The sequence below is a fragment of the Streptomyces sp. NBC_00203 genome, from assembly GCF_045206325.1.
Classification (GTDB): Bacteria; Actinomycetota; Actinomycetes; order Streptomycetales; family Streptomycetaceae; genus Streptomyces; species Streptomyces lutosisoli.
Genome location: NZ_CP108126.1, coordinates 1,336,041 through 1,361,421 on the forward strand (window position 1 = coordinate 1,336,041; position 25,381 = coordinate 1,361,421).

Consider the following 25,381-nt stretch of genomic DNA (forward strand, 5'->3'; position numbering starts at 1 on the left):
GCCAGTAACATGCGACGCCATGAGCTCCCCCACTGGGCCCGCGTCCGGCCTGCCAGTACGAATGCCGCGACCCCGCCAGCCCGGGCGGCACCGCCGTCCCGAGCCCCTGGCGGCTCCCGAGGGTGCGCCCGCGTTCGTCCTCGCGGTGCCGGGCCCGCCCAGCACCGCCACGCGCAGCCTCGCCGAGGAGGTCGTGAGCATCGCGCGCTCCGAGCTGCCCGGCCTCGACGCCCGGATCGGGTACCTCGACGGGAATGACGAATTCCCCACACTGCAGTCCGTGCTGACGCGCGCCGCCGAGGAGCGTTTCGCACGCTTCGAGCAGGCCCGCGCCGCCGGTGCTGACGTGACCGAGCCCGACGGCCCCGTCGCCGTCGTGGTGCCGCTGCTCGCCAGCCCGGACAACGCGCTGCTGCGCCGGATCCGCCAGGCCGTCATGGACAGCCGTGTCGCGGCCGATCTGACCGATGTGCTCGGCCCGCACCCGCTGCTCGCCGAGGCGCTGCACGTGCGTCTGTCGGAGGCGGGCCTGGCCCGTGCCGACCGTGCCCGGCTGTTCACCGTGGCGACCGCCGCGGACGGCATCATCCTGGCCTCCGTCGGCGGCGAGGAGGCCGTGCAGGCCGCCGGGATCACCGGCATGCTGCTCGCCGCGCGGCTCGCCGTGCCGGTGATGGCGGCGGCGCTCGACGAGGAGGGCGCGATCGCGGCCACCGCCGAGCAGTTGCGCGGCTCGGGCTCCCAGCAGCTGGCGCTCGCGCCGTATCTGATCGGTCCGGAGCTCGACGCGGGTCTGCTCGACGCGGCCGCCAAGGAGGCGGGTTGCTCCGCCGCCGAGGCGCTCGGCCCGTACCCGGCGATCGGCAAGCTCGCGCTGGCCAAGTACACGACGGCGCTGGGTATCGCCCCGCAGCAGTCGCAGGGCACGCCGGTCCGCTAGCCGTCCGGTTCGCCAGTACCACCCGTACGACCAGGTCAACCCGAAAGACCAGTACACGGAAAGGGCCCGCTCCTCTCGCAGGAGCGGGCCCTTTCCCGTGGCCACGTGCATGCGTCCCTACGCGCGCATGACTGCGAGGTCAGCCGAAGACCACGCAGGACGCCGCCGGAGCCTGCACCGAACCGCCGCGGCGCGGCACACCCGTGTCCGGGTCGACCGCGAACCAGGTCACGTCGCCGGAGCGCTCGTTCGCGGCGTACAGGAAGCGGCCCGAGGGGTCGATGGCCAGCGCACGGGGCCAGGTGCCGCCGCAGGGCACGGTGGCGACCAGCCGCAGCCCCTCGCCGACCGCGTCGGGCGTGAGCACGGAGACGACGTCCTGGCCGCGGGTGGCGGTCCACACGAAGCGCCCGTCGGGCGACACGACGATGCCCGACGGGTACGCGTCACCGTCCGGGACGCCTGACAGCACCGGTGTCTCGCCGACGGGCCGCAGCGAGCCTTCGGCGGTGTCCCAGCGGCAGACGGTGACCGTGGGGGCGAGTTCGTTGAGTACGTACGCGTGTTCGCCGCGCGGATGGAAAACGAGGTGGCGGGGTCCTGAGCCGGGGCGCAGGGCGATCTCGCGGTGCAGCGTGAGCGTCCCTCCGTCCAGCGCGCACACCCGTACGGAGTCCGTGCCGAGGTCGACGCTCACCGCCCACCGGCCGCTCGGGTCGGACTGCACCTGGTGGGCGTGCGGGCCCTGCTGGCGCGGGGTGTGCGGGCCCGAGCCGGTGTGCTGGAGCACGCTGGAGGCGGAGCTCCCGAGGCCGCCGCCGGGGCGAACGGGTACGGCGGTGACGCTGCCGGAGCCGTAGTTGGCGGTCAGGACGTGCCCGGCGAACAGGCCGAGGTGCGTGGGACCGCTGCCGCCGACCGGCACGGGCGGCCCGGTGAGTTCTGGTTTGTCACCGTGCACGCGGAACGCGGCCACGGCACCGTCGGCCGTCTCGCTGACCGCGTAGAGCATGTCCCGGTCGGCCGACAGGGCGAGATACGAGGGGTCGGGGACGCCGTCCACCGCGCTCAGGACGGTCAGCGCGCCGCTGCCCGGGTCCACGGCCGCGGTGAGGACGCCGAGGCCTCCCGCCGCCGTGAACGAGCCGATGAACGCCCGCTGTTGCCGCCTGCCGCCGTCTGCCACTGCTGACCCCTCTCGGTCCTGCGCCGTTCCGGGGCCGACGGTAGCAGTCGAAGATCGGCGGTCTAGACCAAGGTAGTGCCCCGCGCCCGCTCAAGGGCCTCCGGGTGGTGGACGTACGCGGGCCGCCGCTCCACGGCCTCGTACGTGCGGTGGAAGACGGGCGTGGCGCTGCCGGAGATGGGCGGCACGATCCACGACCAGTCCGCGCCGACCGGGCGGCCCTTGCGCTCCTCGCGGCCGAGGTGGGTCAGGAAGCGCCGGGACTCGGTGTGATGGTCGGTGACGGTGACACCCGCGCGGTCGAAGGAGTGCAGGACGGAGCGGTTGAGTTCGACGAGCGCGCGGTCCTTCCACAGGGAGCGGTCGGTGCGGGTGTCCAGGCCCAGGCGGTCGGCGATGAACGGCAGGAGGTCGTAGCGGTCGGTGTCGGCGAGGTTGCGGGCGCCTATCTCCGTGCCCATGTACCAGCCGTTGAACGGAGCCGCCGGGTAGCAGATGCCACCGATCTCCAGGCACATGTTGGCGAGCGCGGGCACCGCGTGCCAGCGCAGCCCGAGCGCGCGCCACCAGGTGTACTCGGGGTGCGCGAGCTCCACTTCGAGCACCGCGTCGTCCGGCAGCGCGAACCAGCGGAGCCTGTCGTCGGAGCCTTGGACCACCAACGGCAGTATGTCGAAGGGGGTGCCGGGGCCACCGGGCCAGCCGAGCCGCTGGGCGAGCGAGGTGAGGCCCGCGTTGCGCGGGTCGCCGGTCACACCACCGTCCGGGCGTGCGTAGCCCGCGTACCGGATGAGCTGCTCGTTCCAGATCCTGGGGCCGGGGCGGCCCGGCTCGTCGGGCGCGAAGACCGTGATGAGCGCCCGGATCCGGCCATCGTGCGTCGCCTCCCGCAGATGGTCCGCCGAGCCCTCGGCGACGTCCTCCGCGTCCCGCACGTCCCTGCGGTCCCGCACGCACAGGGAGTGCCAGTACAGCCGCCCTATGCACCGGTTGGCGTTGCGCCAGGCGACGCGCGCGCCGAAGACGAGCTCTTCCGTGGTGTGGCGGTAGGTCCCGGTGTCCGCGATCTCCCGGCGCGCGGCGGCGATCCGGCGGCCCGGGTCGCCGAGGCGTTCCTCGGTGTGGTGGAGGGTGAGGAACTCGGCGGCGGCGCGCCGGAGTTCGTGCGGCGCGGGCTCGGGGCCGCGGGAGCCGGCGTCGTGACGGGTTCGGGCGCCGGCGTCGAAACGACCGGGGATCAGCTGTCCCCTGAGGCCCGGGGTCCGTGGACCGGTGCCGGCGCCGGCCTGCGCGTACGGCGCGCGCGGGGCCGTACCGTCTCCCCCGCGACCGGCCGGAACCCGGTCCAGCCACCCTCCCGGCCCGCCGTCCCACGGTGCCGGGCACCCCGCGCTCCCGTCCTGCGCGAAGCGCTCTGCGTGTCCGGTCCTGCGAGGGAAGTCCCGCATGGTGCCACCCCCAAGGGGATCCGCCCGCGGGCCGCTCCCGCACGGTCCGCGGGTTCCGTGCGTCTGATAGCCGCGGGGTTACCCCTCCGGTGCGGTGATCCACCCTCTAGGTGGCCGGTAAAAGTGCCTCATTCCGGGGGCTGGTGTCCAAGCGCCGGCGTCGGAGTCCCGGCCCGGAAGGCGTGGGACGCTCATGAGCCGCGTCCCGGCCCGGGAACGTCACGCGCCCATGAGCCGCGAGCCGCGCAGGGGCGTGGCCAGCGCGACGAGGGCGCGCTCCAGGCCGTGGAGGTGGGCGAGTGCCTGCTCGGCGCCGGGGTGATGGCCCGGGGCACCGTGGTGGGCCGTCAGGGCACGTTCCGGCACCGCGCCGACCAGGGACTCCATCGCCGTCTCCACGCGTCGGCACGCGGCCGTGAGGCGGGCGTCGTGCGAGGCGTCCGGGTCGGCTGCGACGGCCGCGAGACCGCGTACCTCACGGGCGCAGTCGTCGAGGAGGGCAAGGATCTGGCGGGCGCGTGCCTTGCGGGCCTTCACCGGGTTGAGCGGATGCACCAGGGGCGCGAGCGCCATGCGTACGCGCCCCAGAAGTGCTTCGAGCTCTGCCGCGCGCGGCGCCGGGTCGGCATGGGCGTCGCCCGCGAGCCTCCTGGCCGCCGTCGCGGTGCAGCCGTGGACCGCGTGCAGCGCCCGCTCGACCCACCGGTCGGTGACCGTGTGCGTGGTGATGGGCAGGATCAGCGCGACGGCGAGCGCGGCGCCGAGCGCGCCGACGCCGGTCTCGGCGAGGCGGAGGCCGAGCAGCCCGGGGTGCAGCACGCCGAGCAGTCCGTACAGCAGTCCCGCCATGACGGTGACGAAGAACATCATCCAGCTGTAGGACGGCGCGGCCGTGTAGAAGATCCCGAAGACGCAGACCGCGACGAGCGCGGCGGTGGGTACCGGGGCGCCGTGCAGCGGTACGGCGATCAGGAGCCCGGCCACGATGCCGGTGACCGTGCCGACGACGCGCCGGAAGCCGCGGATGAGCGTCTCTCCGCGTGAGGCCGTGTTCACGAAGATCCACCAGGCGGTGCCGACGGCCCAGTACCAGCGGTCGTGCGAGAGCGACTGGCCCGCCGAGAGGGCGAAGGCGCAGGCGGCCGTCGCCTGGAAGGCCTGGCGCGTGGCGGGGCGCGCGAGCCCGCGCCCGTCCAGCGGCGCCGGCGCGGCGGGCGGCGGAGTGCGCCGCTCGATGCACCACGCGCCGAAGCGCACGCCCGAGGACGCCGCCAGCGACAGTGCGACGGCGGCGTAGAGCTGCGGGAGCTGGCCGGGGACGGCGTGCAGGAACTGGGTGGTGAAGAACATCATGAACGCGAAGATGCCGAGCGCGTGCCCGCGCGGGCCCCAGCGGCGGGCGTACACCCCGCAGAAGATCACCGCGAGCCAGGTCGCGTCGCGCAGCGGCGGCATCCCGTGCAGGGCGGTCGCGAGCGCGAGGACCGGGAGGCCGGCCACCGGCAGCAGCGCGGTGGTGAGGGCCTGGCCGCGCACGGTCGGGTCGCCGACCGTGAACAGCGCGAGGAGCGCCGCGAGCCCGCCCGTGATGGACGCGGACAGCGAGAGCCCGGCCAGCTCGGACAGAGCCACCGCGAGGCCTATGCCGAGGACCGCCCGCAGCGAGACCCGCAGCCGGAACAGCCCCGGATCCGGAGCCATGAACATCTTCTTCACCGTCGGCGGCCCGCCCCCACTACGCATCGACACTTTCAAGACATGGGAAAGGCGCCGCGGGTCCGGTACGGCGTCCTTGCCGTCCGGCGCTGCGCAGCGCCATCAATACAGACAAGGTAAGCAACAGCCGGGAACTGGTTCAACAGGCTCGGTTTTGACTGAGCCATTGGTACAGTCTGAGGCGATCGCCGCAGACAGCAAGGAGGCCAACGGACTATGGCCGTGGACGAGCTTGACACCCGCATTCTGCGGCTGCTTCTGGAGCAGCCGCGCACCAGCGTGCGCGAGTACGCCCGCATGCTCGGGGTCGCCCGCGGCACGCTCCAGGCTCGCCTCGACAGGCTGGAGCGGGACGGGGTGATCACCGGTACGGGCCCGTCCCTGTCCCCCGCCGCGCTCGGCCACCCCGTCCTGGCCTTCGTGCACATCGAAGTCACGCAGGGCCATCTCGACGACGTGGGCGACGCGCTGGCCGCCGTGCCGGAGATCATCGAGGTGTTCTCGATCACGGGCGGCGGTGATCTGCTCACCCGGGTCGTGGCGCGCGACAACGGGCACCTGGAGGACGTGATCCAGACGCTGATCAGCCTGCCGGGTGTCGTTCGCACCCGCACGGAGGTGGCGCTGCGCGAGCGTGTCCCGCAGCGGCTGCTGCCGCTGGTGGAGTCGATCGGGCGCGCGGCCAAGGGCTGATCCGCACGCGTGCGGGGAGCCGGCCCCTTGGCATCCTGGACCCCATGAGCACTCTCGGCGGCACTTCGGTCATCTTCGATCTCGACGGAACGCTCGTGGACAGCGAACCGAACTACTTCGAAGCGGGGAGGCAGACGCTCACCGGGCAGGGCATCACCGACTTCACCTGGGCCGACCACGAGCGGTACGTCGGCATCAGCACCCAGGAGACGCTCGCGCTCTGGAGGGAGCGCTACGGCCTGTCCGCCCCGCTCGACACCCTGCTCGCCGAGAAGAACCGCCGCTATCTGGAGCTGGCCCGCGCCGCCACGCATGTGTACCCGGAGATGCGGAAGTTCGTGGAACTGCTGGCCGCCGAGGGCGTCCCGATGGCCGTCGCCTCGGGGTCCTCGCCGGAGGCCATCGAGGCGATCCTGGCGGGCTCGGGCCTCGCCTCCCACCTGACGACCGTCGTCTCGGCCGACGAGGTCGCACACGGCAAGCCCGCCCCCGACGTCTTCCTGGAGGCGGCGCGCCGTCTGGGTGCCGCCCCGGCGGACTGCGTGGTCATGGAGGACGCCGCGCCGGGCGCCGCCGCCGCGCACGCGGCCGGGATGCGCTGCATCGCGATCCCGTACGTCGCCGCACACGCCGACGACCCGGCCTTCGCGACGGCCGGGCTGCTGCTGCGCGGCGGCCAGGCCGAGTTCACGGCGCGGTCCGCGTACGACTGGCTCGCGGAGTCCGCTCCGGCATCCTGAACTTCCACAACTTCCAGGGAAGGAGGGGCACATGGGTTCTGCCGCCGTACTCGTCGCCCATCGCGGGGAGATCGCCGTACGGGTGCTGCGCGCCGCCTCCGAACTCGGGCTGCGCACGGTCGCGGTGTACACGGACGGCGACGACCAGCATGCCGGGCGGGCCGACGACGCCGTGCCGTTGCGGGACTACCTCGACGCGGACGCGGTGGTGGCGGCCGCGCGGAAGACCGGGTGCGCGTTCCTGCACCCCGGGTACGGGTTCCTGAGTGAGGACGCCGCCTTCGCGCGGCGCTGCGCGGTGGCCGGCATCACTTTCGTGGGCCCCTCCCCCGAAGTCCTGGACCTGTTCGGCGACAAGGCACACGCGCGTGCCCTCGCCGTTTCGCTGGGAGTGCCGGTCCTGCCCGGATCGGACGGCGCCACCACGCTCGAATGGGCGCGGGAATTCCTCACCGGCGGCCCCGTGATGATCAAGGCCGTCGGCGGGGGTGGCGGTCGCGGTATGCGCGTGGTGCGCTCCGTCGGGGATCTGGCGGAGGCATGGGAGCGGTGCCGCTCGGAGGCCCGGCACAGCTTCGGGCGCGACGAGTTGTACGTGGAACGGCTGCTGGAGGGCGCCCGGCACATCGAGGTGCAGATCGTCGGCGACGCCACCGGCGCCGTCACGCACCTCTGGGAGCGGGACTGCAGCGCCCAGCGCCGCCAGCAGAAGCTGATCGAGATCGCGCCCGCTCCCGAACTGGCCGCCGCCACAAGGGAGAAGCTTCATTCCGCCGCCCTGCGGATGGCTCACGCCACGCGCTGCACCGGGCTGGTCACCTTCGAATTCCTCGTGCGGGAACCACTCGTACGCGAACGACGTGACGACCAGGAACAGGACGACGCGTTCCACTTCATCGAGGCCAATCCCCGGCTCCAGGTGGAGCACACGGTCACCGAGGAGGTGACGGGCGTCGACCTGGTCGCCGTACAACTGCGGCTGGCCGCGGGCGAGACGCTGGAGGCGGTGGGACTCGCGGGGCCCCCGGCCGAGCCCCGTGGGTTCGCCGTCCAGGTCCGGGTCAACGCCGAGGTCACGTCCGCCGACGGCACGGTGCGGCCGTCGGCCGGGCGGCTCACGCGGTTCGACGTGCCCACGGGGCCGGGCGTGCGGGTCGACACGGCGGCGCGGGCCGGCGCCCCGGTGGACCTCCGCTACGACTCGTTGCTCGCCAAGGTGATCGCCCATGTGCCGCACGGCTTCGCCGCCGCGTGCGACCGGGCCCGGCGGGCACTCGGCGAGTTCGAGGTCGAGGGCGTGCGGACCGGAATTCCCTTGCTGCGGGCGGTTCTTGACCGCCCGGGGTTCTGGCGGCACACCGGATTCGTCGAGGAGCACCTGGCCGAGCTGCTGCCCGCGGAGGAGGACGCGGATCCGGTGGACCCGGGCGGGACGGTGCACGCGCCGATGAGCGGCACGGTCGTCTCCGTCGCCGTCGCTCCGGGTGAACCGGTGCGTGCCGGGGAGCAGTTGCTGGTCCTGGAGGCCATGAAGATGGAGCACGTCGTACGGGCTCCGGGCGCCGGTGTCGTACGCGCGCTGCACGCGCGTGTGGGCGAGACGGTCGGTGAAGGGCGTCCTCTGGTGGCACTGGACGAGCTGACCGGCGCGACCGCCGGGTCGGACGCGGACATGGCCCCGGACCTGGACGCGGTACGCCCCGATCTGGCCGAGGCGGTGCGCCGCCACGCCGTCGGCCTGGACGAGAACCGTCCCGAGGCCGTCGCGAAACGTCATGCGATCGGGCGTCGCACCGCCCGTGAGAACATCCAGGACCTCTGCGACGAGGGAACCTTCACCGAGTTCGGAGCCCTGGCGATCGCCGCCCAGCGGCAGCGGCGCTCGCTGGACGACCTGATCCGTTCGACGCCGGCCGACGGGCTGGTGACCGGGACCGGGCGCGTGGGCGGCGGGCCGTGCGTGGCGATGTCGTACGACTACACGGTGCTCGCGGGCACACAAGGGCTGCAGAACCACCGCAAGACCGACCGGATGCTGGCGCTCGCGGAGGAACGGCGGCTGCCGGTCGTTCTGTTCGCGGAGGGGGGCGGTGGCCGACCCGGGGACACGGACACCACCTCCGTGCCGGACTGGACGTGACGACCTTCCACCGGATGGGACGGCTGAGCGGCCGGGTACCGCTGGTCGGCATCGCCTCGGGACGGTGCTTCGCGGGCAACGCGGCGCTGCTCGGCTGCTGCGACGTCGTGATCGCGACGCCGGACGCCTCGATCGGCATGGGCGGTCCCGCGATGATCGAGGGCGGTGGCCTGGGCGTGTACCGCCCGGAGGAGGTCGGTCCGCTGTCGGTCCAAGTCCCCAACGGAGTGGTGGACTTGGCGGTGGCCGACGAAGCGGAGGCGGTACGGGTGGCACGCCGGTACCTGTCGTACTTCCAAGGCACACAGGACAGTTGGGAGGCACCGGACCAGCGGCTGCTCCGGCATGTCGTCCCTGAGAACCGCCGACGCGCGTACGACATGCACACGGCCGTCGAGGCACTGGCGGACACCGGCTCGGTACTGGAGCTCCGCGGGGCCTTCGGCATCGGGGTGTTGACGTGCCTCGTCCGTGTCGAAGGCCGCCCTCTTGGCCTCGTCGCGAGCAATCCGGCCCACCTGGGCGGCGCCGTCGACCGCGACGCGGCGGACAAGACGGCCCGCTTCCTGCAACTCTGCGACGCCTTCGGACTCCCGGTCGTCTCGCTCTGCGACACCCCGGGTTTCATGGTGGGCCCGGACGCCGAACGCACCGCCACGGTACGGCACTTCGCCCGCCTCTTCGTGACCGGCGCGAACCTCCGCGTCCCCCTCGTCAGCCTTGTCCTGCGCAAGGCGTACGGCCTCGGCGCCATGGCCATGATGGGCGGCTCCACCCGCGCTCCCCTGGCCACCGCCGCCTGGCCGAGCGGCGAGTTCGGCGGGATGGGTCTGGAGGGCGCGGTCCGCCTCGGCTACCGCAAGGAGCTGGCGGCGATCACCGATCCCGAGGAGCGCGAGCGCGCCTTCGAGGCGCGCGTGGCCGAACTGTACGAGCACGGGAAAGCGGTCAATGCGGCGGCGGCGCTGGAGATCGACGCGGTGATCGATCCTGCGGAGTCGCGGGCGTGGATCCTGGCGGCGCTGGACGGCGGCCCGTCGCTCCCTGCGGAGCGCAGGCGCTCGTTCATCGACACGTGGTGAGGCGCCTACCAGCGCGCCCCTCCCGATCACGGCCGCCGCTCAGGACACCCCTTCGCTCACGCCACTCGGAGAACGATCTTCCCGAGCCGGTGTCCCTCCTCAAGCGCCGTGTACGCCTGGGCGGTCTCGGCCAGCGGCACCACACGCTCGACCCGCGGTACCAGCTTGCCGTCGTCGACCAGCCGGGTCAGCTCGTCGAGGCCGGCCCGGTCGGGCTCGACGACGAAGAACACCCCGCCGTCCTTCGAGGGGTCCGGCGGAGACACGATGCTGACCAGCGCACCACCCGGGCGCAGCACCTGCCAGGAGCGGTCCTGGGTGTCGCCGCCGACGGTGTCGAGGACCAGGTCCATGTCCTTGACGTGCTCCTCGAAGCGTTCGGTGCGGTAGTCGATGACCTGCTCGGCACCCAGCTCGCGCACGAAGTCCGCGGCTCCGGCGGAGGCTGTCGCGGTGACGGAGGCGCCCAGTGCGGCCGCCAGCTGTACGGCGACGGAACCGACACCGCCCGCGCCGCCGTGCACCAGCACGCGGGAGCCGGGGCGCAGGCCACCGTGCCCGACCAGCCCCTGCCAGGCCGTCAGCCCGGCGAGCGGCAGGGCCGCCGTATGGTCGTGGTCGAGCCGCGCCGGCTTGGCGGCCAGCACGGCCGCGGGGACGGCGACGTACTCGGCGGCGGCTCCGTCCCTGGTGAACGGGATCAGCCCGTACACCTCGTCACCCACGTCCCAGTCGGTCACCCCTTGGCCCACCCGGGCGACGATCCCGGAGACCTCCTTGGAGGGGATGATCGGCGTGCGCAGGCTACCGCTGCCGTCGAAGCTGTCGGTCCAGGTCGCGTCCCACGCGAGCTCACCCAACGTGATCGACGCCGACCGCACGGCGACCAGCACCTCCCCCGCGCCCGCCTCGGGACGCGGTACGACCTCGTACGTCAGCTGCTCCGGCCCGCCGCGACGGTGACCGCGTACCGCGTGCATCGTGCTCATGCCGACCTCCAGAACTCCAGCTCCGAATCCCTACCTCCAGACTGCGGTGTGCGGGGTCATTGCGCATGAGTCATCCGACCGCGGTCGCCGCCAGCGTCACCCGGTCGTGGTGGATCGGCGTCCCCGCACCGGTCAGCGGAACGCCCGATCCGCCCCGCCGGGCCGCGACGATCTCCGCCGCGATCGACAGGGCGGTCTCCTCAGGTGTACGGGCGCCGAGGTCGAGGCCGATGGGTGACCGCAGGCGTGCCAGCTCCCGCTCCGTGACGCCGACTTCGCGCAGCCGGCGGTTGCGGTCCTCGTGGGTGCGGCGGGAGCCCATCGCGCCGACGAACGCGACGGGCAGGCGCAGGGCCGTCTCCAGGAGGGGAACGTCGAACTTGGCGTCATGGGTGAGGACGCACAGGACGGTGCGATGGTCGGTCCCGGTGCGCCGGAGGTAGCGGTGCGGCCAGTCGACCACGATGTCGTCGGCCTCGGGGAAGCGGACGCGCGTGGCGAAGACGGGACGGGCATCGCACACGGTCACGTGGTAGCCGAGGAACTTGCCCGCCCGTACCAGCGCCGCCGCGAAGTCCACGGCGCCGAAGACGATCATCCGGGGCGGCGGCACGCTCGACTCGACGAACAGCGTCACGCCGCCCGGGCAGCCCGATCCGTCCTCGGAGATCTCGACGGTGCCGGTGCGCCCCGCGTCCAGCATCGCGTGGGCCTCCGCGGCGGCGGTCCGGTCCAGCTCCGGGCGAGGGACGAGAGCCCCGTCGTACGAGGCGCCGAGGCCCCCTTCGTACGCCGTGTACGACCCGTCGGCGTGAACCAGGAGCGCCCTGCCCAGCAGTTCGGCCGGCCCGCGGGCCACCCGGGCGAGAGCCACCGTCTCCTCCCGGGCGGCAGCGGCCAGCCATGCCGCGAACACGGGTGCGTCCGCACGTACGAAGGTGGCCGCCCGTACCGGTGTGACCAGCACCTCGATCACCCCGCCGCACATCAGGCCCACCGCGAACGCGTCCTCGTCGCTGTAGCCGAAGCGTTCGAGGACCGTCGTGCCGTCCTGGAGCGCCTGGACGCACAGGTCGTACACCGCCCCTTCGACACAGCCGCCGGAGACCGAGCCGATGGCCGTGCCGTGACTGTCGACGGCGAGGGCGGCGCCGGGGCCTCGCGGCGCGCTGCCACCGACGCTCACGACGGTGGCGACGGCGAAGTCCCTGCCCTCCTCGACCCACCGGTTCAGCTCGTCGGCGATGTCAAGCACCCCGGGCTCCCTCAGTCCCCAGCAGGACGCGATCGGGCCGGATCGGCAGGTTCCGGTGGCGTACGCCGGTCGCGTGCCAGACGGCGTTGGCGATGGCCGCCGCGGCTCCCACCACCCCGATCTCGCCGATGCCCTTGATCCCGACCGGGTCGTCCGGGTCCGGGTCGTCCACCCAGTCCGCCTCGATGGCCGGTACGTCGGCGTGCGCGGCGAAGTGGTAGCCCGCGAGGTCGGCGCCGACGTGGCCGCCGGAGGCCTGGTCCCGGATCGCCTCCTCGTGCAGGGCCATGGACAGACCCCAGGTCATCCCGCCGATGAACTGGCCGCGCGCGGTGAGCGGGTTGACGATCCGGCCCGCGGCGAAGATCCCGAGCATGCGCCGTACGCGGACCTCGCCGGTGGTGGTGTCCACGGCGACCTCGGCGAACTGCGCCCCGAAGGTGTGCCGTTCCTTGTTCGTCAGCGCGCCGATGGCCTCGGCCGTGTTCGACCGTACGGTGATTCCCTCGGACGGAATGCCACCGCCCGGAACCAGCTTCTCGCGTAGTTCCCGGGCCGCCGCGATGATCGCCCAGGCCCAGGAACGGGTGCCCATCGAGCCGCCGGCGATGATCGCCGGACCGAAGTCGCTGTCCGCGATCCGCATCCGGATGCGCCCCGTCGCCACCTCCAGCGCGTCGGCGGCTACCTGGGTCAGCGCGGTGCGTGCGCCGGTCCCGACGTCGCTGGCGGTGATCCGTACCGTGAAGGTGCCGTCCGCCTCCGCCGTCACGGCCGCCGTGGACGGAGCGGAGAGCGTGGGGAACGCGGCCGCGGCCGTGCCGGTGCCGAGCAGCAGGCGCCCTTCGCGGCGGACGCCGGGACGCGGGTCACGGTCCGCCCAGCCGAACCTGCGGGCGCCCTCCTCGAAGCAGGCCAGGAGATTGCGGCTGCTGAACGGCAGTCCGGACAGCGGCCCCACGGCCGGTTCGTTGCGCACGCGCAGCGCGATCGGGTCGATGCCGCACTTCTCGGCGAGTTCATCGAGCGCCGACTCCAGCGCGAACGAGCCCGGCGCCTCGCCCGGGGCGCGCATCCAGGTCGGCGTCGGCACGTCGAGCCGTACGGCACGGTTGACGGTGTGGTGCGCGTCCGCGTCGTACACCGGACGTCCGTAATCGGCGCTGCGCTCGATGAATTCATACACGGTCGAGGTCAGGCACTCCGCCTGGTGGTCGAGCGCGCGCAGCCGCCCGTCGGCGTCGGCGCCGAGCCTGACGCGCTGCGCCGTGGGGCTTCGGTAGCCGACGAGCGAGAACATCTGACGGCGGGTCGTCACGACCCGGACCGGCCGGTGCAGAACCGTCGCCGCCATCACCGCGAGCACCAGGTGCGGGCGGGTCCCCTTGGATCCGAAGGCGCCGCCGATGTGTTCGGAGCGCACCCGCACCGAGCCCGGGTCGAGCGAGAACAGCTGCGCGAGCTCGTCCGCCACGAACCGGCTGCCCTGGTTGGAGTCCACCACTTCGAGCCGGCCGTCGTCCCAGCGCGCCGTCGCAGCGTGCGGCTCCATGGGGCTGTGGTGCTCTTCGGGTGTGGTGTACTCCGCGTCCACGACCACGGCGGACGCGGCGAGTTCGGCCTCCAGGTCGCCCTTTCCCTGCGCCGAGCCCTCAGGTGTGTACATCCCGGGGCGTCCGGCGAAGAACGCGACGTCGTGCGGCTCCTGGTCGTACTCGACCACCAGCGCCTCGGCCGCTTCCCTTGCCTGCTCGGGTGTCTCGGCGACGACCAGGGCCACGGGCCAGCCGACGTACGGCACCTGATCGTGCTGGAAGAGCTGAAGAACCGGGTCGGGCAGGCCGAACGGGTTCATGTAGTTCCCGTCGAGACGCGGGGCGTTCCCGTGGTGCAGAACGGTGAGGACGCCGGGCATCCCGAGGACCGGGGCGTCCTCCACCGCACGGACACGGCCGCGTGCCACGGTGGACAACACCATCCAGCCGTGCGCGAGTTCGGGGTCGGGGACTTCTCCGGCGTAGCGCGCCGCTCCGGTGACCTTGGCGAGGCCCTCCACGCGGGTGTGCGCGGTGCCGACGGCCCTCGTCACCGCCGTGGTTTCGGTGCTGGTCGTCATCGGGCGGCCTCCTCGGCGAGTTCGGTGAGCACGGCCACGACGAGGTTGCGCGTCAACGTCACCTTGTATCCGTTGTGGGGCAGGGGCTTCGCGGCCGCCAGTTCGGCGTCCGCGGCGGCCGCGAACGTCTCGGCGCTCGCCGGGCCGCCGGTCAGCACCCGCTCGGCCGCCCTGGCCCGCCACGGCCGGGACGCCACCGCCCCGAAGGCGAGGCGCACTTCGCGTACGACGTCGTCCTGGACGTCGAGGGCGGCGGCGATCGAGCCGATCGCGAACGCGTACGAGGCACGCTCGCGCACCTTCCGGTACCGCGAGTGGGCGGCCACCGGGGCCGGCGGCAGCGTGACGCCGGTGATCAGCGCGCCCGGCGGCAGGGCGGTCTCCCGGTGCGGGGTGTCGCCCACGGGGAGGTAGAGGTCGGCGAGCGGCAACTCGCCCGGCCCGTCGGCCGTTTCGTACGAGACCACGGCGTCGAAGGCGGTGAGCGCGACCGCCATGTCCGAGGGGTGCGTGGCCACGCAGTGCGCGGAGGCGCCGAGGATCGCGTGGTTGTGGTGCTCGCCCTCGATGGCGGGGCAACCGCTGCCGGGGGCACGCTTGTTGCACGGTTTCGCCAGGTCGGTGAAGTAACCGCAGCGGGTGCGCTGGAGCAGGTTCCCGCCGACCGTGGCCATGTTGCGCAGCTGCCCCGAGGCTCCGGCCAGGACGGCCTGCGTCAACGCCGGGTAGTGGCGCCGCACTTCGGGGTGGGCCGCCAGATCGCTGTTGGTGACGGTGGCACCGATGCGCAGGCCGCCGCCGGGAGTGAACTCGATCCGGTCCAGGGGCAGTTCGCGTACGTCGATGAGCCGGGTCGGCCGCTCCACGCCGGCCTTCATCAGGTCGACAAGGTTGGTGCCGCCGCCGAGGAAACGCGCGTCGGGATCGTCGCCGAGCAGGGCGACCGCACCCGAGACGTCGAGGACGCGCTCGTAGCCGAACTCCCTCATGCCGCCGCCTCCTTGGCGTCGTCGACCGGCGCCTGGGCCTCCGCCTGGGCCGCCCGCGCCACCGCCTGGACGATCGACACATACGCGCCGCAGCGGCACAGGTTGCCGCTCATCCGCTCGCGGATCTCCTCGGCGGTGAGCGAGGGAACGCCCGCTTCGGGCCGGACATCGGCGGTCACGGCGCTCGGCCAGCCCGCCGCGTGCTCCTCGATGACTCCGAGGGCCGAGCAGATCTGCCCCGGCGTGCAGTAACCGCACTGGTAGCCGTCGAGGTCGAGGAAGGCCTGCTGCACCGGATGCAGCCGCTCGCCGTCCGCCACGCCCTCGATGGTGGTGATCGCGCGCCCCTCGGCGGCGACCGCGAGTTGCAGACAGGACACCGCCCGGCGCCCGTCGAGCAGCACCGTACAGGCGCCGCATTGCCCCTGGTCACAGCCCTTCTTGGTACCGGTCAGATCGAGTTGCTCGCGCAGCGCGTCGAGCAGGGTGGTGCGGTGGTCGACGGGAAGCGTGTACTTCTCGCCGTTGATGTTCAGGGTGATGGCGCTGTACGTCGATGAGGGGGCTGGGGCCATGATCAGCCTTCTTTCGCGTTCGCGGTGCGCGTCGAAGTCGAATGGGAGATCCGTGTCGCATGGAAGATCGGTGTCGTATGGAAGAGCCCTGTCACATGGAAGAGCCACGACGGCTTGAAGATCCCAGTGCTCGAGAATGCCGGTCGGCGATCGGTTCCGGCCATGTGCACGGGGCTTGGCAGCCACTAGAGTGAGCTCTAAGCGGACAGCTGTCCGCTATCAATGAACCTAACGGACAGCTGTCCGCTTAGCAAGGGCGGCCCGGCCGCCGTTCCGGAAGGAGGACGAGTGGCCACCGAGAAGGACGCGCCGCTGCGCTCGGACGCGCAACGGAATCGCGAGCGCATCCTGGAAGTGGCGCTCGCGGAGCTGACGTGCTCGGCGGACGCCCCGCTGAGCGCGATCGCGAAGAAGGCGGGCGTCGGGCAGGGGACCTTCTACCGCAACTTCCCCAACCGCGAGGCACTCGTCCTGGAGGTCTACCGGTACGAGGTGCAGCAGGTCGCCGACACCGCGGCCCAGTTGCTGGAGACCCGTGCACCGGACCAGGCCCTGCGGGAGTGGATGGACCGCCTCGCCCAGTACGCCATGGCCAAGGCCGGCCTGGCCGACGCGTTGCGCACGGCCACCACCACCAGCACTCCGCGCGGCACCCTGACCAAGATGGGTCACGGCCCGGTGTCCTCGGCCGTCCATCTCCTGCTCAAGGCGAACGAGGAGGCGGGCACCATTCGCCCAGGGGTGACCCCCGACGACTTCGTCCTGGCCATCGCCGGACTCTGGCAGATCGACCCGCACAGTGACTGGCAACCGCGCGCCGCCCGGCTGCTGGACCTCGTGATGGACGGGCTCCGGGCGGGGGCGCCGGGACCGGTCGCACCCGCCGGAGACGACTGAGGGGTATCCGCACAGAGACGGCCGAGAGGCATCCGCCGGAAATGCGTCAGCGGCGGACCAGCCGGGCATGCGTGACGGCAGGCGAACCGACCAGTTCGGCGACCCGGTAGCCGTCGATCCCGTCCCCCAGATTGTCGAACAGGCGCTCACCCCTGCCGAGGAGTTCCGGAACGATGGCCAGGTGCAGCTCGTCGATCAGCCCGGCGCGCAGGTACTGCTGAATGGTGGCCGCTCCGCCACCGAGGCGGACGTCCTTGCCCGCCGCCGCCTCGTACGCCCGCCCGAGCACCGTCTCGATGGGCTCGTCGGTGAAGTGGAACGTGGTCCCGCCCTCCATGGCCAGCGAGGGCCGCAGGTGGTGCGTGTGCACGAACACGTGGTTGTGGTACGGCGGGTTGTCGCCCCACCACCCCTTCCACGACTCGTCCTGCCACGGTCCGCGCTGGGGTCCGAACATGTTCCGCCCCATGATGGTGGCGCCGATGTTCTCCTCGCCGCGTTCCACGTACTCGACGTCGATCCCCGTCTTGCCGTCGGCGGCGTCCCGCATCGCGGCGAACATCCACTCGTGAAACCCCTCGAAGCCCTCGCCCAGCGGGTGCTCCAGCCGCTGCCGCGGACCTGCGGCGAAGCCGTCCAGCGAGACCGTGAGGTTGTGTACACGCAGCTTGGGCATGGCCGTGCTCCTTGGGTTCGTCGTTTCCGGCTCTCACCCAGGCGTCGAACAGGACACACCCGGATCGACAGCTTCTCCCGGAAATCTACGACGACCGGGGGAGAGCACGGGCGTTTCCGCACCGCGCTCTCCCCCGGTTGCTCCACCCCTGTTCATCGGGCGGAGTCGGCACGATGGGGCGAGGTCGACAAGCCTGGGCTAGGCGCCGCTGGCGTCCAGCATGTCCTCGCGCTCGACGATCTTGACGCGCTCGCGGCCCTGCGGTTCGCCGAGGGCCTTCTCCGCGGCGTCCAGGCGGTGCCAGCCCTCCCACGTGGTGAAGCGGACGTCGCGCTCGCCGAGGAACGCGTCCACGGCCTCCGGGTCGGGCGACGTGGGCGCGTGCAGACGGCCGTTCGCGTGATCGTCCAGGAGGCTGGCGACCGTCTCGTTGGCGTCGCCCTTGGTGTGGCCGATCAGACCCACGGGGCCGCGCCGGATCCAGCCGGTGACGTACGTCGACTGAAGGTGCTCGCCGGTCTCCTCGATGACCCGGCCGGCCTGGTCCGGGACCGTGCCCGACTCCATGTCCCAGGGCAGCTTGGGCAGGCTGTCGGACAGGTAACCCACGGCGCGGTAGACCGCGGTGACGTCCCAGTCCTTGAACTCGCCGGTGCCCTTGACGTTGCCCGTGCCGTCCAGGGCCGTGCGCTCGGTGCGCAGGCCGACGACCTTGCCGTCCTCGCCGACGATCTCGGACGGCGACTCGAAGAAGTGCAGGAACAGCTTGTGCGGGCGGTCGCCGACATCGCGGATGGCCCAGTTCTCCAGGGTCTTGGCGACCATGTCGGCCTGCTTGTTGCCCCGGCGGGTCGCGATCGAGCCCTCGTCGTAGTCGATGTCCTCGGGGTCGACGATGACCTCGATGTTCGGGGAGTGGTCCAGCTCCCGCAGCTCCATCGGGCTGAACTTCGCCTGCGCCGGACCACGGCGGCCGAAGACATGGACCTCCAGGGCCTTGTTGGCCTTGAGACCGTCGTAGACGTTCGGCGGGATCTCGGTCGACAGCAGCTCGTCCGCGGTCTTGGCCAGGACGCGCGCCACGTCGAGCGCGACATTGCCGACGCCGAGGACGGCGACCTTCTCCGCCTCCAGCGGCCAGGTGCGCGGCACGTCCGGGTGCCCGTCGTACCAGGAGACGAAGTCCGCCGCGCCGTACGAGCCGTCGAGCTCGATGCCGGGTATGTCGAGCGCCCGGTCGGCCGTCGCCCCGGTGGAGAAGATCACCGCGTCGTAGAAGGCGCGCAGGTCGTCCAGGTTGATGTCGCGGGGGTAGTCGACATTGCCGAAGAGGCGGATCTGCGGCTTGTCGAGCACCTGGTGCAGGGCCGTGACGATGCCCTTGATCCGGGGGTGGTCGGGCGCGACGCCGTAACGGATCAGTCCGAAGGGGGCCGGCATCCGCTCGAAGAGGTCGATGGAGACGCCTGGCTCGACGGCCACTGCGGACTTCAGCAACGCGTCGGCGGCGTAGATCCCGGCGGGGCCGGCTCCGAAAATGGCTACCCGCAGGGGGCGAGGCATGATCAGGTTCCCTTCGAGCGATGATCAGGAGTACTCGCCGGGAAGCCTAAACTAAGGCAATCCTAAGTCAGTAGCCGGGCTGGATCTATGACCTCATAAGCCTGACTTATGAGGTTCTGACACACACCCCCACTCCTCACACACGGCCGGCGGCCGGTGTGTGACACACGTAACCACCGTTGATCATCTCGTGTGACGCGCACGTAATGGGCATTTCGTACGGTCGGGTGGACGCATCCAGTGACGAGAGGGATCGCCCGTGACCACGACCGCGACGCAGGTGCGCACGGTCTGCTCGTACTGCGGTGTCGGCTGCGGCATGGTGCTCGACATCGGTATGGGGCCCGATGGGCGGCGTACGGTCCTCAAGGCGTCCGGCGACAAGGCGCACCCCGCGAACTTCGGCCGGCTGTGCACCAAGGGCGCCACCACGGCGGAGATGCTGGCCGCCCCGGGACGGCTGACCACGGCGCTCGTACGGGAGCGGCGTGAGGAGGAGCCGGCGCCGGTCGGTGTGGACGCCGCGATCAGGGAGACGGCGCGGCGGCTGCGGGCGGTCGTCGACGAGCACGGTCCGGACGCGCTCGCGTTCTATGTGTCCGGGCAGATGAGCCTTGAGGCGCAGTACCTGGCGAACAAGCTGGCCAAGGGCTTCGTGCGCACCAACCAGATCGAGTCGAACTCACGGCTGTGCATGGCCAGCGCGGGCACCGGCTACAAACTCTCGCTCGGCGCGGACGGCCCGCCCGGCGCGTACCAGGATTTCGAACGCGCGGACGTCTTCTTCGTCATCGGCTCCAACATGGCCGACTGCCACCCCATCCTCTTCCTGCGGATGATGGAGCGGGTCAAGAAGGCCGGGGCCAAGCTGATCGTCGTCGACCCGCGGCGCAGCGCCACCGCCGACAAGGCCGATCTGTTCCTGCAGATCCGGCCCGGCACCGACCTGGCGCTCCTCAACGGCCTGCTGCGCCTGCTGTACGAGAACGGGCACACGGACGCGGAGTTCATCGCCGCGCACACCGAGGGCTGGGAGACGCTGCCGGAGTTCCTCGCCGACTACCCGCCGGACACGGTCAGCGAGATCACCGGCATCCCTGAGCAGGACATCCGCGAGGCGGCACGGCTCATCGGCGAGGCCGGGGAGTGGATGAGCTGCTGGACCATGGGCCTGAACCAGTCCACCCACGGCACGTGGAACACCAACGCCCTGGTCAACCTCCATCTGGCCACCGGCGCGATCTGCCGCCCGGGCAGCGGCCCGTTCTCCCTGACCGGTCAGCCCAACGCCATGGGCGGCCGCGAGATGGGCTACATGGGACCGGGTCTCCCCGGTCAGCGCTCGGTGCTGGTGGACGAGGAGCGGGCGTTCACCGAAGAGCTGTGGGGGCTGCCTCCGGGCTCGATCCGGGGGGACGGCGTCGGCCAGGGCACGGTGGAGATGTTCCAGCGGATGACCGACGGCCACATCAAGGCCTGCTGGATCATCTGCACCAACCCCGTCGCCTCGGTCGCCAACCGCAAGACCGTGATCGAAGGCCTGGAGGCGGCCGAATTCGTCGTCACCCAGGACGTGTTCGCGGACACCGAGACCAACGCGTACGCCGATGTGATCCTGCCCGGAGCGCTGTGGACCGAGACCGAGGGCGTGCTCATCAACAGCGAGCGCAACCTCACCCTCGCCCGGCCCGCGGTGGAGCCGCCCGGCGAAGCCATGGCGGACTGGCGGATCATCGCGGCCGTCGCGCGCGAGATGGGGTACGAGAAGGGCTTCTCCTACGACAGCGCGGAGGAGGTCTTCGAGGAGATCAAGCGCGCCTGGAACCCGAAGACCGGCTACGACCTGCGCGGCGTGTCCTACGAGCGGCTGCGCTCCACCTCCGTGCAGTGGCCCGCGGCGTCCGACGACGGGCCCGACCGCAACCCCATCAGGTACGTCGCCGAGGACGGCCGCCTGTCCTTTCCCACGCCGAGCGGCCGAGCCGTCTTCCACGCCCGCCCGCACCTTCCGGCGGCCGAGATGCCGGACGACGACTACCCGTTCGTCCTGAACACCGGGCGGGTGCAGCATCAGTGGCACACCCTCACGAAGACGGGCAAGGTCGCCAAGCTCAACAAGCTGAACCCGGGCCCGTTCGTGGAACTGCACCCGGACGACGCCCAGGCGCTGGACATCCGCGACGGTGACTCGGTGGAGGTCGCCTCCCGGCGCGGCCGGGCCGTGCTGCCCGCGGTGGTGACGGACCGGGTCCGGCCGGGAAACTGTTTCGCCCCGTTCCACTGGAACGACCTGTTCGGCGAGTATCTGAGCGTCAACGCCGTGACCAGCGATGCCGTCGACCCGCTCTCCTTCCAGCCCGAGTTCAAGGTGTGCGCGGTGTCGCTGGCGAAGGTGGCCACGCGGGCTGCCGTGCCGGCCAAGGTGCCCGCGCGGGCCGACGTGCCCGCGCCCGTCCCGGCCCTGGCCCGCACGACCGCGCCCGGCGCGGTGGTGCCGAGCGCGGCGGCCACCGCCTTCGGCCTGGACCCCGTCCCGCCGCCGCCCGTGCTGTGCGAGACCGAGCGCACCTATCTGGTCGGATTCCTCGCCGGTATCGACGCGGGCGCCCCCGGCGTGCCGGTGCTCCCGCCGACGGCGCCGTTCAGCCCCGGCCACGCGCTGTGGGTCAACGGCGTGCTGGCCGGCATGTACTCCCGCGCCGTGCCCGCCGAGGTCTCCGTGCCGCGCACGTCCGTCCCCGAGGGACGCGAGATCGTCGTCCTGTGGGCGTCGCAGACCGGCAACGCCGAGGAGTTCGCGGCGGCCACCGCCGAGCGGCTCGCCTCGGCCGGACACCGGGCCAGCCTCGTCGGCATGGACGACGCCGATCTCACCGCGCTGCCGCCCGCCGCCGGGCTGCTCCTGATCACCAGCACGTTCGGCGACGGAGACGCCCCCGACAACGGCTCCTCCTTCTGGGACTCCCTGGCCTCGCACGACACCCCGAGCCTTGCCGGCAGGCAGTACGCGGTCCTCGCCTTCGGCGACTCCTCCTACGCCGACTTCTGCGGGCACGGCCGCCGCCTGGACCAGCGCCTGGACGAGCTGGGCGCGGTACGTCTGGCGCCCCGCACGGACTGCGAACCGGACTACGAGCCCTCGGCGCGAGCCTGGCTGGACCAGGTCCTCACCGCGCTGACCCCCGCCCCCGTGGCGGCACCGGCACTCGCCCCCGCGCCCTCCCGGAGTGCACGGAAGCCCGCCCCGGTCACCGCACGCCTCACCGGCAACCGGCTGCTGAGCCGGCCGGGGGCGGGCAAAGAGGTACGGCGCTTCACCTTCGACACCGGCGACAGCGACGTACCGCTGGCGTACGAGGCCGGTGACGCACTCGGCATACGTCCCGTCAACCACCCCGAGCTGGTCGGCGAGTGGCTGGCCGTCACCGGCCTCGACCCGGCCGCCACCGTGGAGGTCGCGGGTGTCGGCGAGGTCGCTCTGCGCCAAGCCCTGGGCGAGCACCTGGACATCACCCGCATCACCCCCGACGTACTGCGCTTCATCAGCGAACGCGTCCATGACCCGCGCGAGTTGAAGAAACTGCTGCGTCCCGACAACAAGGACGAACTCGCGAAGTGGTGCTGGGGCCGGCAGACCGTCGACGTCCTCACCGAGCTTCCGGTGCGGGCCACCGCGCAGGAATGGACGGACGCGCTCAAGCGACTGCAACCGCGGCTGTACTCCATCTCGTCCAGCCCGCTCACCGATCCCCACCTGGTCTCGCTGACGGTGTCCGTCGTCCGCTGGGAGAACCTGCACGGCCGCCTGCGTCAGGGCGTGTGCTCCCCGTTCCTCGCGGACGCCGAACCGGACAGCCCGGTACCGGTCTTCGTCCAGCGGTCCCCCAGCTTCCGGCCGCCCACCGACCCCACCACGCCGATGGTGATGGTGGGCCCCGGCACCGGGGTCGCCCCCTTCATGGGCTTCCTCGACGAGCGACGCGCACTCGGCCACCACGGCCCCAACTGGCTGTTCTTCGGTGAACAGCACCGCGCCACCGACCACTACTACGAGGACGAACTCACCGCCCACCTCACCCACGGCACCCTCTCCCGCCTGGACACGGCCTTCTCCCGCGACCGGCGCACCAAGGTGTACGTCCAGGACCGCATGCGCGAGCACGGCCCCCAACTGTGGTCCTGGCTCCAGGACGGCGCCCACTTCTACGTCTGCGGTGACGCCTCCCGTATGGCCAAGGACGTCGACCGGGCGCTGCGCGACATCGCCGTCGTGCACGGCGGTCTGGGCGAGGACGGCGCCGCCGCGTTCGTCAAGCAGCTCGCGGCCGACAAACGCTACGTCCGCGATGTCTACTGAGGCAGCCAGTACGACGAAGGTCACAAATACATATCGGACACTTCGCGCTTCAACCTTCACGTGAGCCACACAAATTGGCTAGGTTGGCGACAGGCAACACGACTCCCTCCGGCGAACCTCGCCGGGTCGCGCGGCCTCCGCCGAATCCGGTGCGCCTCCGTGGCAGCCGGAGCCGGGGACCCAACCGAACTTGGGGTGAATCGGCCCAACTGCCCAGCAGGGCAAGGGCCGTAGGGCATACCTTCCGGAATCGTCCGCCCGAACCCGACAGCTAACTCGGTAGGCGGAACACGGAAGGAGCGCGTCTCCCATGGCGCCGGAACAAGCCACATCCCGCGCGGCGGACGGGCCTAGCCAAGAAGAGGTCCGGCAGCGGATCAGCGCCCTCTACGACCAGGCCGAGACCGCCACGGGGAACTACAACGCGACCCGCGCGACGTCCACGGGGACGCGGGGTCGCGTCAACCCGGCGGCCGACAACGGGCGCAGGCGCACCGATCCCGCCGTCGACGACGTGACCAGGCCGTGGTTCGACGTGGCGCGCACGCAGCTGGGTCCCACCGTGCCGGCCAGGCTCCCGGCCGACAGAACGCCGGCCCGCCCGGCGGAACGCCCGCAGAACGGACTCACCGACCGTGGGCGGCCGGCGGCCGGCCGACCCGTCCCGGAACTGACCGCCGGGCCTGTCGCGGAACTGACCGCTGGTCCCGCCGCCGGAAAGGCCGCCGGTCCTGTCGCGGAGTTGACCGCCAGGGCCGTCGCCGCGCTGCCGGCCGCACCGGAGACACGGCAGGAAGCCACCAAGGCCCTGCCCGCACCGGCCAACGAGCCCCGGCAGCCCTCGCTGAAGACCTCCAAGGAGCAGATTCAGCAGAAGCTCGCCAAGGCCCGCGACCTGCTCACCCAGCACATCGCCGCACAGCGGAGCACGCCCGTCGCCGCAATCGCCTCCCGGCCGGCCGAGGACGCGTGGCCCACCTCCGAGACGTGGGCCGACCGCCAGGCCGTACAGGAGTGGCAGACACAGCCATCGGCCGTCCTCGGCACAGACACCTCCATCGCCGCGGGCATGCTGCTCGACACGAACACGCCGTTCGGCGCGGACATCGCATCGGACTCGGAGTACGGCAGGAAGGCCGCGAGGGCAGTGGCCTTCGCCCGTGAACAGATCGGCAGACCGTGCGTCTGGGGCGCCACCGGACCGGGCTCGTACGACTGTTCCAGCCTGACCCAGGCCGCCTGGAAGACCGCCGGGGTCGCACTCCCGCGCACCGCGTACGAGCAGGCGGTCACCGGCACGGCGATCCCCTTCGCCAGTATCCGGCCCGGCGACCTGATCTTCTTCTACGGCGACGTCAGCCACGTCGGCCTCTACATCGGCGACGGCATGATGATCCACGCGCCGAGCCAGGGGGGCTACCTTCGCGAGGAGTCGATCTTCTTCGCCGGAGAGTCGGCGATCCACGGCGCGACACGGCCCGCCTGAAGCCCGGCAACGGGGTTGCGGGGTAGCGGGGTTCCACGGCCCTGGGGCCCGCTATCCGCCGAGGTCGAGGCGTGCGACATGGGCCACGTTCTCCCGGTCGTCGGCGTCCTCGCTGGCCCGGGCGGCGAACCAGGCGTCAAGGATCTCCTTGAGCAGCGGCTCGGACGTCAGCCGCAGGCTGAGCGCCAGCACATTGGCGTCGTTCCAGCGGCGGGCGCCGTCCGCCGTGTACGCGTCCGTGCACAGGGCCGCTCGTACCCCTGGCACCTTGTTCGCGGCGATCGACGCGCCCGTGCCGGTCCAGCAGCACACGATCGCCTGGTCCGACGTCCCGGCGGCGACCTCCCGGGCCGCCGCCTCCGAGCACGCCGCCCACCGCGCGTCGTCCCCGGGGCGCAGCGCCCCATGCGTCCGCACCTCGTGGCCACGGCTGCGCAGCTCCGCGACAAGGGAGCGGGCCACGGGTTCGTCCATGTCCGAGGAGACGGAGATCCGCATGTCTGGGAGACTACCCAGCGGTTGGGCTCGCGTCC

19 protein-coding genes and 1 riboswitch are annotated in these 25,381 nt (G+C 72.0%); of the genes, 8 read left to right on the forward strand and 11 right to left on the reverse strand.

All coding sequences use genetic code 11. The features are described from left to right. The first annotated feature begins 19 nt into the window (after positions 1-19). Positions 20-940, forward strand: a complete 921-nt coding sequence (locus OG975_RS06270; protein WP_406328041.1) for a sirohydrochlorin chelatase — start codon at positions 20-22, stop codon at positions 938-940. Between the two features lie 139 nt (positions 941-1,079). Here the strand turns inward: OG975_RS06270 and OG975_RS06275 are convergent, their stop codons facing one another. From OG975_RS06275 to OG975_RS06285, 3 genes are all read right to left on the reverse strand, one after another. After that, positions 1,080-2,126: a lactonase family protein gene (locus OG975_RS06275; RefSeq protein WP_406328043.1), complete on the reverse strand. Its 1,047-nt coding sequence runs from the start codon at positions 2,124-2,126 to the stop codon at positions 1,080-1,082. A gap of 62 nt (positions 2,127-2,188) precedes the next feature. Next, complete coding sequence (locus OG975_RS06280) at positions 2,189-3,574, reverse strand: nitric oxide synthase oxygenase (RefSeq protein ID WP_406328044.1); 1,386 nt, start codon at positions 3,572-3,574, stop codon at positions 2,189-2,191. A 219-nt stretch (positions 3,575-3,793) separates the two neighbouring features. Next, a complete protein-coding gene (locus OG975_RS06285; RefSeq protein WP_406328046.1) occupies positions 3,794-5,281 on the reverse strand; it encodes an FUSC family protein in 1,488 nt (495 codons plus the stop codon). Positions 5,282-5,506: 225 nt separating this feature from the next. Between OG975_RS06285 and OG975_RS06290 the strand changes: the two genes are divergently transcribed. Genes OG975_RS06290 through OG975_RS06305 form a run of 4 tightly spaced genes read left to right on the forward strand, consistent with a single transcriptional unit; the run spans position 5,507 to position 9,945 of the window. After that, complete coding sequence (locus OG975_RS06290; RefSeq protein WP_327426809.1) at positions 5,507-5,983, forward strand: Lrp/AsnC family transcriptional regulator; 477 nt, start codon at positions 5,507-5,509, stop codon at positions 5,981-5,983. A 44-nt stretch (positions 5,984-6,027) separates the two neighbouring features. Continuing rightward, complete coding sequence (locus tag OG975_RS06295; RefSeq protein ID WP_406328049.1) at positions 6,028-6,723, forward strand: HAD family hydrolase; 696 nt, start codon at positions 6,028-6,030, stop codon at positions 6,721-6,723. 31 nt (positions 6,724-6,754) lie between these two features. Continuing rightward, positions 6,755-8,863 carry a biotin carboxylase N-terminal domain-containing protein gene (locus OG975_RS06300; protein WP_406328050.1) on the forward strand — a complete coding sequence of 703 codons (2,109 nt, stop codon included), beginning with the start codon at positions 6,755-6,757 and terminating at the stop codon, positions 8,861-8,863. Then, entirely contained in the window at positions 8,860-9,945 is a 1,086-nt protein-coding gene (locus tag OG975_RS06305) for an acyl-CoA carboxylase subunit beta (protein ID WP_406328052.1), read from the forward strand. The genes OG975_RS06300 and OG975_RS06305 overlap by 4 nt, the downstream gene beginning before the upstream one ends. Before the next feature lie 56 nt (positions 9,946-10,001). Here OG975_RS06305 and OG975_RS06310 read toward each other — a convergent pair whose 3' ends face one another. The 5 genes from OG975_RS06310 to OG975_RS06330 form a co-directional block, all read right to left on the reverse strand. Then, positions 10,002-10,934, reverse strand: a complete 933-nt coding sequence (locus OG975_RS06310; RefSeq protein WP_406328053.1) for an NADP-dependent oxidoreductase — start codon at positions 10,932-10,934, stop codon at positions 10,002-10,004. Positions 10,935-11,004: 70 nt separating this feature from the next. After that, positions 11,005-12,189, reverse strand: coding sequence for an XdhC family protein (locus OG975_RS06315; protein WP_406328054.1), 1,185 nt, complete (start codon positions 12,187-12,189; stop codon positions 11,005-11,007). Then, a complete protein-coding gene (locus tag OG975_RS06320) occupies positions 12,182-14,305 on the reverse strand; it encodes a xanthine dehydrogenase family protein molybdopterin-binding subunit (RefSeq protein WP_406328055.1) in 2,124 nt (707 codons plus the stop codon). Before OG975_RS06320 ends, OG975_RS06315 begins: the two co-directional genes overlap by 8 nt. Then, a complete protein-coding gene (locus OG975_RS06325) occupies positions 14,302-15,294 on the reverse strand; it encodes an FAD binding domain-containing protein (protein ID WP_406328056.1) in 993 nt (330 codons plus the stop codon). Before OG975_RS06325 ends, OG975_RS06320 begins: the two co-directional genes overlap by 4 nt. Further along, positions 15,291-15,869, reverse strand: coding sequence for a (2Fe-2S)-binding protein (locus OG975_RS06330; protein ID WP_406328057.1), 579 nt, complete (start codon positions 15,867-15,869; stop codon positions 15,291-15,293). The genes OG975_RS06325 and OG975_RS06330 overlap by 4 nt, the downstream gene beginning before the upstream one ends. 288 nt (positions 15,870-16,157) lie before the next feature. Here OG975_RS06330 and OG975_RS06335 point away from each other — a divergent pair, with 288 nt between their 5' ends. Continuing rightward, positions 16,158-16,766 (forward strand): TetR/AcrR family transcriptional regulator, encoded by a 609-nt coding sequence (locus tag OG975_RS06335; protein WP_406328058.1) that lies wholly within the window; start codon positions 16,158-16,160, stop codon positions 16,764-16,766. A gap of 46 nt (positions 16,767-16,812) precedes the next feature. Here OG975_RS06335 and OG975_RS06340 read toward each other — a convergent pair whose 3' ends face one another. Beyond that, positions 16,813-17,442, reverse strand: a complete 630-nt coding sequence (locus tag OG975_RS06340; RefSeq protein WP_406328059.1) for a dihydrofolate reductase family protein — start codon at positions 17,440-17,442, stop codon at positions 16,813-16,815. A 198-nt stretch (positions 17,443-17,640) separates the two neighbouring features. Beyond that, positions 17,641-19,005, reverse strand: coding sequence for an FAD-dependent oxidoreductase (locus OG975_RS06345; protein WP_406328060.1), 1,365 nt, complete (start codon positions 19,003-19,005; stop codon positions 17,641-17,643). A 259-nt stretch (positions 19,006-19,264) separates the two neighbouring features. Here OG975_RS06345 and OG975_RS06350 point away from each other — a divergent pair, with 259 nt between their 5' ends. Both OG975_RS06350 and OG975_RS06355 read left to right on the forward strand, forming a co-directional pair. Beyond that, positions 19,265-23,362, forward strand: coding sequence for a molybdopterin-dependent oxidoreductase (locus OG975_RS06350; protein ID WP_406328061.1), 4,098 nt, complete (start codon positions 19,265-19,267; stop codon positions 23,360-23,362). Between the two features lie 128 nt (positions 23,363-23,490). Continuing rightward, positions 23,491-23,664, forward strand: a riboswitch (cyclic di-AMP (ydaO/yuaA leader). A gap of 8 nt (positions 23,665-23,672) precedes the next feature. Next, positions 23,673-24,848: a C40 family peptidase gene (locus tag OG975_RS06355; protein WP_406328063.1), complete on the forward strand. Its 1,176-nt coding sequence runs from the start codon at positions 23,673-23,675 to the stop codon at positions 24,846-24,848. 51 nt (positions 24,849-24,899) lie between these two features. Here OG975_RS06355 and OG975_RS06360 read toward each other — a convergent pair whose 3' ends face one another. After that, positions 24,900-25,346 carry an RpiB/LacA/LacB family sugar-phosphate isomerase gene (locus OG975_RS06360; protein WP_406328064.1) on the reverse strand — a complete coding sequence of 149 codons (447 nt, stop codon included), beginning with the start codon at positions 25,344-25,346 and terminating at the stop codon, positions 24,900-24,902. Positions 25,347-25,381: the final 35 nt, after the last annotated feature.